Annotated in this window: 11 protein-coding genes; 6 read left to right on the top strand and 5 right to left on the bottom strand. The window is 52.9% G+C overall.

The genetic code is table 11. The features are described 5' to 3' along the window. Positions 1-25: 25 nt before the first annotated feature. The 4 genes from ACTQ52_RS11110 to ACTQ52_RS11095 all read right to left on the bottom strand — a co-directional run bounded on the left by ACTQ52_RS11110 (position 26) and on the right by ACTQ52_RS11095 (position 6,445). Positions 26-1,900 carry a DUF3298 domain-containing protein gene (locus tag ACTQ52_RS11110; RefSeq protein WP_441982652.1) on the bottom strand — a complete coding sequence of 625 codons (1,875 nt, stop codon included), beginning with the start codon at positions 1,898-1,900 and terminating at the stop codon, positions 26-28. 1,254 nt (positions 1,901-3,154) lie between these two features. Next, a complete protein-coding gene (locus ACTQ52_RS11105; protein ID WP_410044044.1) occupies positions 3,155-4,180 on the bottom strand; it encodes an NAD(P)H-dependent amine dehydrogenase family protein in 1,026 nt (341 codons plus the stop codon). Between the two features lie 111 nt (positions 4,181-4,291). Beyond that, on the bottom strand, positions 4,292-5,131 hold the full coding sequence (locus ACTQ52_RS11100) for a MerR family transcriptional regulator (RefSeq protein ID WP_410044045.1): 840 nt from the start codon (positions 5,129-5,131) through the stop codon (positions 4,292-4,294). A gap of 198 nt (positions 5,132-5,329) precedes the next feature. After that, complete coding sequence (locus ACTQ52_RS11095) at positions 5,330-6,445, bottom strand: LysR family transcriptional regulator (RefSeq protein WP_441982651.1); 1,116 nt, start codon at positions 6,443-6,445, stop codon at positions 5,330-5,332. A 176-nt stretch (positions 6,446-6,621) separates the two neighbouring features. Between ACTQ52_RS11095 and ACTQ52_RS11090 the strand changes: the two genes are divergently transcribed. Then, positions 6,622-8,046, top strand: a complete 1,425-nt coding sequence (locus tag ACTQ52_RS11090) for an aspartate ammonia-lyase (RefSeq protein WP_441982650.1) — start codon at positions 6,622-6,624, stop codon at positions 8,044-8,046. 255 nt (positions 8,047-8,301) lie between these two features. On the opposite strand, the gene ACTQ52_RS11085 is transcribed toward ACTQ52_RS11090, so the two are convergent. Next, a complete protein-coding gene (locus ACTQ52_RS11085) occupies positions 8,302-8,976 on the bottom strand; it encodes a Crp/Fnr family transcriptional regulator (RefSeq protein WP_441982649.1) in 675 nt (224 codons plus the stop codon). Between the two features lie 147 nt (positions 8,977-9,123). On the opposite strand from ACTQ52_RS11085, the gene ACTQ52_RS11080 reads away from it, so the two are divergent. The 5 genes from ACTQ52_RS11080 (at position 9,124) to ACTQ52_RS11060 (ending at position 13,307) form a co-directional block, all read left to right on the top strand. Then, entirely contained in the window at positions 9,124-9,843 is a 720-nt protein-coding gene (locus ACTQ52_RS11080; protein ID WP_410044180.1) for a 4Fe-4S dicluster domain-containing protein, read from the top strand. Positions 9,844-9,855: 12 nt separating this feature from the next. After that, a complete protein-coding gene (locus ACTQ52_RS11075) occupies positions 9,856-10,353 on the top strand; it encodes a hypothetical protein (protein WP_441982648.1) in 498 nt (165 codons plus the stop codon). A gap of 280 nt (positions 10,354-10,633) precedes the next feature. After that, positions 10,634-11,383, top strand: coding sequence for a hypothetical protein (locus ACTQ52_RS11070; protein ID WP_441982647.1), 750 nt, complete (start codon positions 10,634-10,636; stop codon positions 11,381-11,383). Positions 11,384-11,928: 545 nt separating this feature from the next. Continuing rightward, positions 11,929-12,225, top strand: coding sequence for a type II toxin-antitoxin system RelE/ParE family toxin (locus ACTQ52_RS11065; RefSeq protein ID WP_154477530.1), 297 nt, complete (start codon positions 11,929-11,931; stop codon positions 12,223-12,225). Between the two features lie 29 nt (positions 12,226-12,254). Further along, entirely contained in the window at positions 12,255-13,307 is a 1,053-nt protein-coding gene (locus ACTQ52_RS11060) for a HigA family addiction module antitoxin (protein WP_177973754.1), read from the top strand. Positions 13,308-13,607: the final 300 nt, after the last annotated feature.

The following is a 13,607-nucleotide window of genomic DNA, read 5'->3' as shown; positions in this document are numbered from 1 at the left end:
CAGGATCATCGGATGTTACCTGTCCTCATCCTGCATACATGATGCCTTCGAAGAGGCTGTCTTCTTCGACGCCGTTTACGTGGTACGGCCAGCCGTCGGAGTGATCGATGTGGACGCGGTAGATCGGCTTCGTGAGGTTGATGTGGTCGGTACTCCGATCCGCGATCTGGAAGTACTTCCACTCGCTTTCATCGTTGATTCCGAGGGCCGATGCATCGATCGTCTGTAGATCCACGAAGGTCTCGCCATCGGTGCGCATGTCGAAGAGGTAGGTACCGGCCGGAACGTTCTTCGTGCCGGTCTTCTTTCCGCTCGCGTCGACGACGTCGAGCTTCAGATCCTTTTTCGCGCGGATGGCGAAGCTGGTCAAAATCGTATAGAACTCGTCATTCGCAGCCGGATAGCCGTCGGCACCGACATGGCAGGATCGATAGCCGTTCGTCGTTCCGAGGACTTCGAGACGACGTGAAAGCGCGACGTCTGAAGGATCGGTGAATGCCGGTCCACGGAGGCAGCTCGTATCATAGCTGTCGCCCTCGTCCCAGGTATAGTCCACGCCACCCAGGCCTGCATTTTCGGTGCGGCTTTCATCGAGGCTCTTTGTATCCACATCCACGACCTCCAGCATCGAATAGTCATTTTCGGCAGACGAGAAGGTATAGAGGTAGTGCTTTCCGCCGGCAACCACGATATAGCTGTCCGAAGAGTAGCTGTAGCCCTCCGGGCGGATGCGGGTGTTGCCGATCACGTACTCCCGGGCGTAGCTCCCGTACTCGTCGTTGTAGTCGAAGTCCACGTCTATCGCCACACGCTTCCCGTCGCCTGCATTGGTCTCATACGAACGGGCCGGGAGCAGCGGGATGACGTAGTCCGCGCAGGTGTCGAGGTACTTCGCGTCGAAAAGCTCCGGCGCCTCGTCGAAGTAAATGCTGACTTCCTGCGCACCATCCGCGTAGGTGCCGAGGACGTACGGCGCGAAGAAGAGGGTGATGCTTTCGGAATCCATGATCCAAGGTGTGCTCGCGTACTCCTCATCCCCGAGGGTCGCGAGATACTCGCCCGCGTTTGTCAGCATATACGAGTCGTTCGCGTACTTCTCTTCGAACTTATCGCGCACGAGCTCGATGAATTGCGCCTTCTTCGACACGACATCGGAGAGCTTCAGCTCCCGGCCGCTCGCCGCATCATAGTTCAGCCCGTAGGTGTAGTAGTAACCGTGCGCGCCGCCATGATAATCCTCGAAGCTGCAGAGCACGCTCACGATTCTGGAATCCGCGCGCATCACATGCGGCTTGACGCTCTCACTCATATGGCCCTCGTAATCGCTCCAGTCGGCGGTCAGCTCCTGGTACTCCGTGGAGAGCTCCGCGATCGACTTCTGTGCGTGGGCGGTTTCATCCTTCGCCGCCTGCACGAGGGCGCGCTGGAGCGCCGGATACTGCTTCGCCGTCTCTGCATCCAGCTCGAGCGTGAAGTAGTCGCACTGCGCCATCGTCGCATAGCTGTCCGGCTTGCAGGCGCTCAGACTGCGCTCTGCTACCGTGAGCGGAATGTGCTGCACGCCCTGCACGTCGCCCTGGCCTGACGCATCTGTGCCGGTACCATCTTGTTTTCCTGTGGTGTCGCCCGCTGCATCCTGCCCGTTTCCAGAAGCATCTGTTCCGCTGCCCGGGTTCTTTCCTGTGGTGTCGCCCGACGCATCCTGCCCAGCGCTCGATCTGTCATTCAAAGCATCCGCATCCGCGCCCGGGTTCTTCCCCGTCGCATCCGCTGCTTCTGTCGCTTCGACCGCGGTCGGACCTTCCGTCGCTGCCGGATTCTTCTTCGACCCTGAACATGCCGGCAGTGAAATCGCCATCATCATAAGCCCCAGCCCGAAGGCAATGTCTCTCTTTCTCATCCGTCACCTCCTCGGTGCCTGTATGGCACGCTCTTCTGTTGGAAGTCCGCGCACGGAAGCGCGTACCTCCCGGTGCCTGCATCGGCACGCTCACGTACAGTTGTAAAATCTACTTATATCATATCAGATTTAAGCCTGGATGTGCGAAATACTGCGGATTTCTCGCTTGCAGGAAGCATAATTTCGGCAGACGCAGGCGACGATCGACATGATTCGGTGATTTACGATTTTGTGTATATGAAAGTTGCGCTCGAAGCCGGACTCAGAAGAGAAACTATACACGGAAGGGCTTTTTCAGAAATCGTGTCTATGAAAATAACGCTCTGAAACCAGATTCAGGAGAAAAACTATACACGGAAGCACTTTTTCAGAAATCGTGTCTATAAAAATCGGAATCAGATGCTGATTTTCGCTGTCAATCGCCGATTAAATATACACGATTTAAGAAAAAGAACTTCCGTGTCTATTTTACCTGTCGATTTTCGATTTCAGGCAGGAAATCCATATACACGATTTTCGAAAAAAGCATCGCGTGTCCAGTCGTATCTAATCCACTTCGATTTTGAAAATACTGGATATGTTTTTGGGCTGAAAAAGTCGACGACGGCTGCAAACTATCCAATCTCTGGCGATTTCAGAAAAACTGGATATTGAAAGCCTTGTTTCCTAAGGGGGCTTCGCCTTCATGTATCCAGCTTTAAAAAAAAGAAAGAATATTGGATATGCGCGCGAAGAAATGCTTCCCTAAAGCCCGAAATCCATATCCACTATTTTTGAAATCAAGGATTATTCGATAGTACGCTTTTAAGCGTATGTCTGATTTCACAGAAAACTATCCAATAAGTGGCCTTTTCTGAAATTGTGGATATTTCCGATCCGTGCGCATAAGTGATCAAAGCTACGCAAACTATCCACGATTTCAGAATCCGCCCATTATTGGATAGTGTCCTTGATTTTCATGTATTTCGGCCGGCTCGTCCATGCAAATTTCCTGGCCGCGCGCGGTGGTTTGCCGGAAATCGAGCAGCATTCCCGCGCGGCGTCGCCAGATACCCACACTCTCTGCACCAAAAAGGGCGGTCGCAATCGTGCGGCCGCCCCCATAAGGCTGAATCTTCTATTCAGGATGATTTCTTGTCAGATAACGGACTCCACCGGACAGGCACAGGTCTGCCACGAAATCCTGCGTATCACCACATCTGATGAACATCCTGCTTCACTTCAATTTATCCGATGCACTTCCTGATCACTTCATCAGATATAATACTCCATCGGGTAGGTGAGGTATGCGTTCGGGTCGAACTGGTCGACGGTGACATAACCTGCCGGTGCGTTCAGGAGCTGCGGGAGACGGTTTACGATGGTCGCGCAGGTGTGCTCGACGGTTGCCGGCTTCACTACGTGGAACTCGGTATCCGGCTCGCCGGAGATCTTCCAGTCACACATATCACCGTCGTCCGGTCCGTAAACCTTACCGATGGTCTCCTCCTCTACGATGATGCCCTGCATGGTCTCGATCGTTACGACTGCAGACATACCGATGCACTTTCCCGCCTCGATGGTCTTGCCGAGGGTCTCGGAATAGATGTCGTGGTCGATGATGTACGGTACATGCTTCTGTGTGATCGACTTGATCGTCAGACCAAGCTTGTTACAGATGGCCTCACTCGCGTTCCATGCGTAGGACGGCTCAAATGCTGCCGGATGCGCGATCTGCGCCTCGAACTCTTCCTTCGTAAGATCACAGCCGTGTGCCTTCGCGAGTGCGAGTCCGTACTCGTCTACATTGTAGCTGTATGCGCCCTTGATCTTCGTGATCTTATGCATGCCACCTGCGACCAGACCGACGATATTGATCCAGAAAATATCCTGCATGCCGCTGCCCGCGATGGTGCAGCCGGTCTCCTTCGCCAGCGCATCGAGTCTGTTAATCTGTGCCGCTGCCGTGGTCCACGGATAAATCGCCTCCTCACAGGTGGTGATAACATTGATGCCACGTGCCACGCACTTCTCTACATGATCATAGATATCGTTGATGAAGCTGAACAGCGTCACGATCGCCACATCTGCATCGCACTCATCGAGCACCTTATCGGCGTCGTTCGAGATGAGGATGCCGGTCTTCAGACCGAGCCCCGCGAAATCACCGATATCCATGCCGACCACTGCCGGGTTGACATCGATCGCACCTACGATCTGTGCGCCATGCTCATACAGATAGCGGATGATGTACTTCGCCATCTTACCACAGCCATACTGAACGACCTTAATCTTCTCCATATCTTCCTCCTTTGCAGACCCTGTGGGTCTCATCAAACACGAACTTTTCTGATATCTCCACTATAAGGTCTGCGGTCGGAAGAGAGTCAAGCAGATTATGTTTGTTAATTATCAAACAAAACGTACAGGCACCTGGAGGCGCATGAACATGCTGCGCTTCTCTGAGTCGAAGACGTTGAACTCGGTGATGATCTCGCAGATGTAGTCGCCGTCGAGGATCCAGCCCTGCGCGCGGCAGTGGTCGCGGAGCTTCAGCGCGTATGCGATCTCCTCGTCGAAGGAATCGAGGTAGATGCAGGCGAACATACCGCTGTCGAGGACCTTCACGCCCGGCACGATGTCCCGGTCCTTGTGGTCCACGAAGACGAAGCTCTCCTCCGGGACGAAACGGCCCTCCTCGAAGTTCGCCAGCGTGATTGAGGTGCCGACATTATACGAGTGGACGTGGAGGAAGCCCTTCTTCACGAGCTCCTGTCGAAGCCCCATCAGCTCTTCCTCGAAGGAATCCGCGTCCATCGCATAGAAATTGTGGCGGCACGGGCGCCCATAGGTATAGCGGCGATCAATGTACTCGAGCGACACCGTGCCGTTCGTCGGCGACTTCCGGTACTTCTCGATCGACGCGATCGCGCGCTCCACGGCGGCATGCCGCGACTTCAGCTCCCGCATCTGCTCATGCAGCTGTTCGTTTTTCTTCACCAGCAGCGTCTCGATCAGCGTGATATCCTCCTTCTCGAGGATGTTCTGGATCTCGGACAGACTCATCCCGAGCTCCTTCATATACGCGATCATATCGAGCCGCGCGTTCTGCGTGATGTCGTAGTAGCGGTAGCCCGTCTTCGGGTCCGTCCGCCGCGGCTTCAGCAGATTCATCTCATCGTAGAGCCGAAGCGTCGCCACCGTGATGCCATTCATCTCTGCCATCCGACCGATGCTCACCAGATTATTCATGCGTCACCTCCTGCTTCCGCCAATGTCTCTGGCGTGACCTCATCACGTCGCCTCCGGTTTCGCCCCCGGCGGTCTCCTGAAACTCTGTTCCAGGATGAGAGTTTTCGTCGATATCCACCACCAGCTTACCACGCACTCCGGCGAAATGTAAGCCTGCAGGCATGGTAAGCGCTTTAAAATGAAATCATGCCTACAGCTTCAGATCATCTCCAGGAACGCGGCAAGTGCCCGCGACACGTAGCGGTTCTTCTTATAATAGAAGCTGATCTGGCGGACGGAGTCACGGTTTTCGAGTTTATAGAAGAGGAGGTTTTTCGCCTTCGGGACGTTCTGGATCAGGGAGTCGCCGACGAAGGCGATGCCCATGCCGTAGCAGGCGAGGTTGTACGCGGTGATCTGCTGGTCGAGCTCGAGTCGGATCTTCGGACTGAAGTGGTTCTCCCGGCAGATCGTCATGGCGCGCTCACGTGTGTCGTTCCGCTCATGCAGCAGCAGGAAAGGGTCGTCGCGGAAGACATGCATCGGTACCGGGGTCCGCTCGGCCGCGAGGTGATGTCCGGCCTTTATGTCCGCCGCGGTCAATGCATAAGGCACGACTTCCATGTTCGACGCGAAGTCCACCGGCACCGCCATGAGGAGATGGTCCTCCTGGATCACCTTCCGATCGAAAACGAGCGAATCGAGCTCACTGTTGTCGAGGAGCAGATCTAGGGTGCCCGCCGACAGCTTCTCCGTCAGCTCACTCGTCGAGCCTTCGACGAGGGTGATATGAATCGACGGATAGCTCGCCGTAAAGCGACTGAGGATCGGCGGCAGTACATACGATACGAAGAAATTCGTCCCGCCGATACTGAGCGCGCCATGCCGGAGCTCCGTGAGGTCACGCACATAGCTCTCGAAGCTGTTCTCCGCATCCATGATACGCTCCACCGCACGGATGTACTCCTGCCCAACCTCAGTGAGATGAATCGGGTTCGTGCTCCGGTCGAAAATCGGCGCATCGATCCTCTCCTCCTCCTTTTTCACCGCCGCACTGAGCGACGGCTGACTGATAAAGAGCTTCTGCGCCGCACGGGAAAAGCTCATCTCCTTATAAACCTCATAGATATAGCGCATCGACTGGAACATATATCCTCCACTTCCTGCCTGGCACCACCGTTTGGCGACACGTCCATCATTACGGGTGGGACCATCCTCCACTATCTGCCCGGCACCACCGCGTCCCGGACGGACGACGAACTGTCCGGCAGACGACATTGGCCTGCCCAGGACGATGGCCGGTCTGGGCTGCAGACGCCCTGCAAAGCGCGGCACATTATAGTCTGCAGGCTATAAGGCAGTTCGTCATATAAGTATTTGAAAATAACATAACACGAAGCTATAGTGAAGACAAGAAGATAAGCCGCAGAAGCGGCATGTGATAAGCACCAGAACATCATCGAAGCGGCCGCGGATATGCCACTTCAGCATCATTCAGGGAGGATATACACATGGCAGCTGTAAATTCAAATTTCCGTTCCGAACACGATTCCATCGGCGATCGCACCGTCCCGAAGGACGCGTACTATGGCGTCCAGTCACTTCGTGCTTCCGAGAACTTCCACATCACCGGACTGAAGATGCATCCGGAAATCATCAACTCCATCGTAGAAATCAAGAAGGCCTCCGCCATCACGAACCTCGAGATCGGTCTCCTCGACAAGAAGGTCGCGGACGCTATCGTACAGGCCTGTGACGAGATCGTCGCCGGCGAGTTCCGCGACGCCTTCATCGTCGACCCGATCCAGGGCGGCGCAGGCACGAGCCTCAACATGAACGCGAACGAGGTCATCGCGAACCGTGCGATCGAGATCCTCGGCGGTGAAAAGGGCGACTACTCCCTCGTAAATCCAAACGACCACGTAAACTGCGGTCAGTCCACGAACGACGTCTTCCCATCCGCCGGTAAGATCGCCGTGCTCAAGCTCCTCATCAAGGCACAGATCCAGCTGCAGCGTCTCTATAAGGCGCTCTCTGATAAGGCTGAGGAGTTCGATGATGTCCTGAAGATGGGCCGCACTCAGCTGCAGGACGCGGTCCCGATTCGACTCGGACAGGAGTTCAGGGCCTACAGTGAGGCCGTACGTCGAGATATCGCCCGCCTGGAGCGTGCACAGGACGAGATGCGCTGTCTGAACATGGGCGGCACCGCCGTCGGCACGGGTATCAATGCGGACGAGATGTACCTCCGCCGCATCGTACCGAATCTCTCCATGGTCACCGGCCTCCAGCTCGTGCAGGCCTTCAACCTCGTGGACGCCACCCAGAACCTCGACGGTTTCGTGGCCGTCTCCGGTGCCGTCAAGACCTGCGCCGTCAACCTCTCGAAGATGTGTAACGACCTGCGTCTCATGTCCTCCGGTCCGCGCTGCGGCTTCAACGAGATCAACCTTCCGGCGAAGCAGAACGGCTCCTCGATCATGCCGGGCAAGGTGAATCCGGTCATCCCGGAGGTCGTGAATCAGGTGGCCTTCAACATCATGGGCAACGACTTCACCATCACCATGGCAGCCGAGGGCGGTCAGCTCGAGCTCAATGCCTTCGAGCCGATCATCTTCTGGAACCTCACCCATGAAGTGGAGTTCCTTACGTACGCGGTGAACACCCTGACCGACAACTGTATCGTCGGCATCACCGCAAACCGCGAGCGCTGCCAGAGCTACGTCGACCACTCCGTCGGCATCATCACCGCCCTGACCCCGCACATCGGCTACGAGCACGCCGCCGACATCGCGAAGGAAGCGATCCGCACCGGTGCCTCCGTGAAGGACCTCATCCTCCAGAAGGGCATCCTCACCCAGGAGAACATCGACAAGATCCTCGACACCCACGCCATGACCAGCCCAGGCATCTCCGCGAAGGAGCTGCTGGAGTAATCCATGAACTATACGATGCCGAGCATAGCATAAACGCGCGGTACCCGCCCATGTCCAGTGCGATGCGCAGTCATCTTTCTGGCGGACGGCTCAGCCGAATCCCCGCCGTAAATCTCACAGCATATACGAATCCCCCTGTTCACAACCGAACAGGGGGATTTTATGCCGCGGAAATTAATGGGGTCTGACCCCATTAATTTTTTCTAAACAAAATCTAAACTGAAGTTTATGGGGTCAGACCCCCTTACGAAATTCTTAAGATGCGCTGCCGACGATCAGCTCGAAGTGCCGGCGATTCGTTTTGAGAATGCCTTCCTTCTGCAGCTTCGAGAGTTCTACGGACATGGCGGCACGGTCCACGCAGAGATAGTCGGCGAGCTGCTGCCGGTCGAAGGGGATGTCAAAGGAGAGCGAGGCCTGCCGGACGGATTCAGAGGAAAGATACGACAGGAGCTTCTCCCGGGTAGAGCGTTTGCTGACGTGCGTGATCTTATCATTGAAGACCAGCAGCCGGTTCGCCAGCACGCTGACCAGATTTCGAATCAGCTTCTGGTGATGGTCGCAGGCGGTCGGGCAGCTCGTCAGAAGGCGCTTCACATTCAGAAAGAGAAGCGTACAATCGTCCTCGGCGACAGCATTGACGTTCAGAACCGTGCCGGACGTCGCCGCATAGGGCTCCCCGAAAAAGTCGCCCGCCGTACACTTCGAGAGGATATTCCGGTGCCCCCAGAGGTCCTCCTGGAGGATGAGCACCGAACCGGACAGCACGAGACCCATGACCTCCGTCGTGTCGCCCGCGCGCAGGATATAAGAGCCGCGCGGGCGCGTGGTCGTGGACGCCTGCACACAGTGAAGAATCGACAGAATCTCATCATCTCGCATGCCGTTAAAAAATGGACAGCTCCGTAATATCGGTAAATATTTCTGCATTGCCCCTCCGATTTGTTTGAAATCAAACATACAATTCCACTTAAATATACTATGATCGGGTCAGAAACGCAAAATCATCTTCGATGCCAGGCCAATGTCTCCATCGGGATGATGAAATCTGGTTTACATAAAACGGAGGATGACGAGATGATACGAAAGCTTATTCATATCGATGAGGATAAATGCAACGGCTGTGGAATCTGTGCCAGTGCCTGCCATGAGGGCGCGATCGGCATCGTGGATGGGAAAGCGAAGCTCCTGAGAGACGACTACTGTGACGGCATGGGCGACTGCCTGCCGACCTGCCCGACGGGCGCGATCAGCTTCGAGGAGCGTGAGGCCGCGGCGTACGATGAGGCGGCGGTTCAGGAAAACAAGAAGAAAAAGGAGCTGCAGGAAAAGATGAAGCATATGCACGAGGGCGGCTGCCCGGGCTCCAGAGTCCGCATGATGCAGCATGCAGAGGAAGCAGAAGCGACCACCGGCAGTCACATGAAGGCCGTATCTCAGCTTCGGAACTGGCCGGTACAGATTAAGCTTGCGCCGGTGAATGCGCCGTATTTCGATGGTGCGAAGCTGCTGATCGCCGCCGACTGTACCGCATATGCCTACGCAGACTTCCACCAGGACTTCATCCGCGGCAAGGTCGCACTGGTGGGCTGTCCGAAGCTCGATGATGTCGATTACAGCGAGAAGCTGACAGAAATCATCCGGAACAACGACATCCAGAGCGTGACCATCGTCCGTATGGAGGTGCCATGCTGCGGCGGTCTCGAAATGGCCGCGAAGAAGGCACTGCAGGCCAGCGGAAAGTTCATCCCATGGCAGGTGGTCACGATCAGCATCGACGGAAAGATTCTGGACTGAGCGGGGTGCATTATGGCAGAGAAAAACGATGTGACCGTCCGCTTGCAGGATGTGTTGACCGGCGCACTGATCGGTCTCGCGAGAGCCATCGATGATCCGGCGGTCGCTTCCGCTGAAACATGGACGATCATGACGGAAGGACTGATGGCCACCGCGCCCGATGCCTGCCTCAGCGATGCCGCCCTCGAAACGCTGATACAGAACGTCCGCGCAGAGAAAGCCCGGCTCGCGCCAGGGTGCAGCCAGTGCATGGCACCATGCGGCAGAACCGCCGACTATGATATGCAGGCGCTGTGGACCGCTGAAGAAGAGGTCCGCGCGCTCAAGCTTCGCATCCTCACCGACCTCCGTGAAATAGCAGCGCATATCACTCACGCACATGCGCAACAGGACGAAAAAACCGACGTGTACCCGCTCCTCTATGAAGCACTGTTTAAAATCGGTTATGACGAAAGTACAGAAGCACTGATGACCACGGTGCGCAAAGTCGAGGGAACGAAGCTGACTTGAGGGGTGACTTGGGGGGTGACTTGGGGCATGGGACCATTTTCGTGACCTCGCGAAAATGGTCCCACGCCCCTCTCTTTTCTATCTTCCCATCGCCGATTTGTATTTTACCTCCGCCTGAAAACATGGTAAGTTTGTAGTAGATACACCATGTTCGTGAATGTAAGAGTGCGCGGCGATCAGCACGTGCTTTCCAGCCTTTAAGCTGCGACCCGGCAAGTGTTTGATCCGCTATGACCGGTCATGCTGACCATGTAAGCGTGCACTCAGAAAGGAGGCTTTTATGAAACGAAAGATGAAGTTTTTTGCGGCGCTGCTCGCCTGCGCGATGACGATCAGTCCGATCGCGGCCGTGGCGGGACAGTGGGTGCCGATGGGCCAGGACTGGGCCTACATGACCGACGACGGCGATTTCGCGAAGAACTGCTGGCTGTGGCTCGATGAGAACCACGACCAGAAGGCAGCGCTCTATCACTTCGATGCGAACGGCATGATGTCGAAGCAGACGATGCTCACCCTGAACGGGGATGGCGAGACCCTCTGCATCAATATCGACGAAAACGGTATCGCAAACTTCTACGCCTACAGCGCCGGCGCATCCTGGTATACGAGCGACATGATCTACCCGGTCCTCATGCCAGCGTATGCGATCCACATGGCGAACGGCCAGTACTGCTACTACCTGCCGGACGGCGTTCCGTATTACAACTTCGCCGAAGTAAAGGACTCGTATATCAGTGAGCTGACGGACTATGGCCCATGCTATGCGGCGGACGCCTTCATCCCGATCTATCACCAGGGCAGTGCCCCGGGCGTCTGGGAGCCGATGGAGTGCGGCATCATCACGAACGCCCGCTTCGCGAAGAACTGCCTCGTAACCGTGAGCTATTATGTTGGCCCGGGCGATAACTACGATGACGTGATGTCGATCTCCGACTTCCTTGCCCGCCATATCGACTACAACTATATGAGCGTAAGCGCGACAGATGCAAACGGCTATGTCACCGCCTGCACCATGATGGCGGTAGAATAATCCGCGGCACCCCGGCCTGTCCACGTCGACACACAGTCATCCCCCTGGCGGCCGGCTTAGCTGAATCCCCACCGAAATTGGGTCTCCAAACTTATTGAGGGGTTACGTTTTTAAGGGTTTGGTTTGAGGGGCTTAAAGTAAAGTGTACCCCGCAGAGTAGACAGATTTTCAGGGTAAATCCAGTAAAGTAAGCAGTATTTTTGGAGATATCCCATTAAGCAGATACAGCCTCTAAGGATCATTTGATACAATTCAATTATCCTTGGAGGCTATTATTATGAAGAACTCATTTACACTAGAGCAAATTAAAATCTTAGAACAGAATCGATATACGAAGAAGGTGTCTCCTTCTGTCATTAAGTTCACATCAGATTTCAAAGAGCTAACTTGAAAATTTAAATTCCAGTGAAAGAGTAAATTCCATCGGGATTTAATTTTTGCTGATTTTTGTTTACCTATCAGGTAAACAAATACTATTGATATTTATAGTAAATAAGGATATAATATATTTACCTCAAAGGTAAACTTGCGAAAGAGGTGATGGATTGGAAATAACATATAAAACTCGCAAGATTGAAAAGGTGTGTACAATCGCAAGCGAGGCAGAAAAGAAATATGGTTCAGAAATGGCCGAAAAAATCCATCAGCGTATAGATGAAATAGATGCATCCGATACTGTTGAAGAGATGGTTCAATTCCATATTGGAAGATGTCATCCATTAAAAGGAAATCGCAAAGGTCAATACGCAATGGATTTAGTTCATCCCTATCGACTGGTTTTTGAAAAAATAGGGAATGAAATTCAAATTGCAAACGTAATGGAAATTGTAGATTATCATTAAAGTTCCGTTTCATTTAAGGAGGTATTACGATGGTGAAAAGTCGCAGTTTTATTGCAACACCACCGGGAGCAACTATTAAAGAGCAGTTGCTTGATAGAGGACTTAGCCAGAAAGAATTTGCAGTACGCATGGGTATGTCCGAAAAACATATTAGTAAATTAATCAATGGCGAAGTTCAGTTGACTCCGGATGTTGCTGTTCGTTTAGAAATGGTATTAGGTGTTCCTGCTAAGTTTTGGAATAAACTAGAGTCCACTTATCGTGAAAAACTTGTAAAAGCCAACGCTGAGAATGACATGGATGCTGATAAGGAACTTGCAAAAAAACTACCTTATCGTGAAATGTCTAAAAATGGTTGGGTTCCTGAGACCAGAGATACAACCGAAAAGGTTATTTATCTTAGAAAATATTTTGAAGTTGTAAACCTTGAAATTATTGAGGATATGCAATTGTCAAAAATAGCATGTCGTAGATTAGCCGAAACAGAAAAAAGTAATCTTGCTCTATTGGCATGGGCACAGAAAGCCAAACTGGAGGCTCGTACTATTAAAACTTCATTAGTTGATTTAAAATCGCTTAAGAAAAGTTTGCCAGAAATAAGAAGCATGACCACAATGAATCCTTCGGATTTCTGCCCTAAGTTGATTGAGCTATTATCCAACTGCGGTATTGCGCTTGTATTTCTCCCTCACATTGGAGGTTCTTTCCTGCATGGTGCAACTTTCTACGACGGAAACAAAATAGTTGTTGGCTTAACAGTTCGCGGCAAAGATGCAGATAAATTCTGGTTTAGTCTATTCCATGAGCTTGGTCATATTTTACTTGGTCACATCAACCAGCCAAATGGAACAACCGAAGAAGATGAAGATGCCGCTGACAGCTTTGCAAAAGAAACACTAATTCCTACAGAAGAATTCAACACATTTACTACTCAGAATGATTTTTCAAAAGCAGCCATTTGTGCCTTTGCTCAAGAAGAACACATTCTTTGTGGAGTTGTTGTGGGACGTCTGCAAAAGGAAGGCTTCATAAACTATAATCGCTGTAATGATTTAAAGACCAAATATGTATTATCAGCGTAAATATCATAAGAGGTTATTAGTAGCAGTATTTTTCAACCTCTAAGTAGTCCATTACTACTAAGGAATATCTCGCAAATCCTTGCAAATCACGGCATTATAGTTATGTGCCTAAGTAGTAGAAAACGTAGTAATTTCAAAGATTGACGGTGTGAAATTTTTTCTGTAAATTGAGAGATCTTCTATGATAACTGTTGCTGATTTCATGAGCTGTCACGGAGCTGCTCTCATGAGCTGTCGCTGAACTGCTCAACTTTGCGTCATGAATGTCGTATGGGTTATCGCCGCCGGAGATCACCTTCG

The sequence above is a fragment of the Oribacterium sp. Sow4_G1_1 genome, assembly GCF_052116105.1.
Taxonomy (GTDB): Bacteria; Bacillota; Clostridia; order Lachnospirales; family Lachnospiraceae; genus Oribacterium.
The sequence above is the reverse complement of the archived record's forward strand: the minus strand, read 5'-3'. Positions and strand labels throughout refer to the sequence as shown.

Bases quoted from the DNA above. Each gene is read 5' to 3' on its own strand.
- ACTQ52_RS11080 (WP_410044180.1), top strand. From the start codon at position 9,124: ATGATACGAAAGCTTATTCATATCGATGAGGATAAATGCAACGGCTGT.
- ACTQ52_RS11085 (WP_441982649.1), bottom strand. From the start codon at position 8,976: ATGCAGAAATATTTACCGATATTACGGAGCTGTCCATTTTTTAACGGC.
- ACTQ52_RS11060 (WP_177973754.1), top strand. From the start codon at position 12,255: ATGGTGAAAAGTCGCAGTTTTATTGCAACACCACCGGGAGCAACTATT.
- ACTQ52_RS11070 (WP_441982647.1), top strand. From the start codon at position 10,634: ATGAAACGAAAGATGAAGTTTTTTGCGGCGCTGCTCGCCTGCGCGATG.
- ACTQ52_RS11075 (WP_441982648.1), top strand. From the start codon at position 9,856: ATGGCAGAGAAAAACGATGTGACCGTCCGCTTGCAGGATGTGTTGACC.
- ACTQ52_RS11090 (WP_441982650.1), top strand. From the start codon at position 6,622: ATGGCAGCTGTAAATTCAAATTTCCGTTCCGAACACGATTCCATCGGC.
- ACTQ52_RS11110 (WP_441982652.1), bottom strand. From the start codon at position 1,900: ATGAGAAAGAGAGACATTGCCTTCGGGCTGGGGCTTATGATGATGGCG.
- ACTQ52_RS11105 (WP_410044044.1), bottom strand. From the start codon at position 4,180: ATGGAGAAGATTAAGGTCGTTCAGTATGGCTGTGGTAAGATGGCGAAG.
- ACTQ52_RS11100 (WP_410044045.1), bottom strand. From the start codon at position 5,131: ATGAATAATCTGGTGAGCATCGGTCGGATGGCAGAGATGAATGGCATC.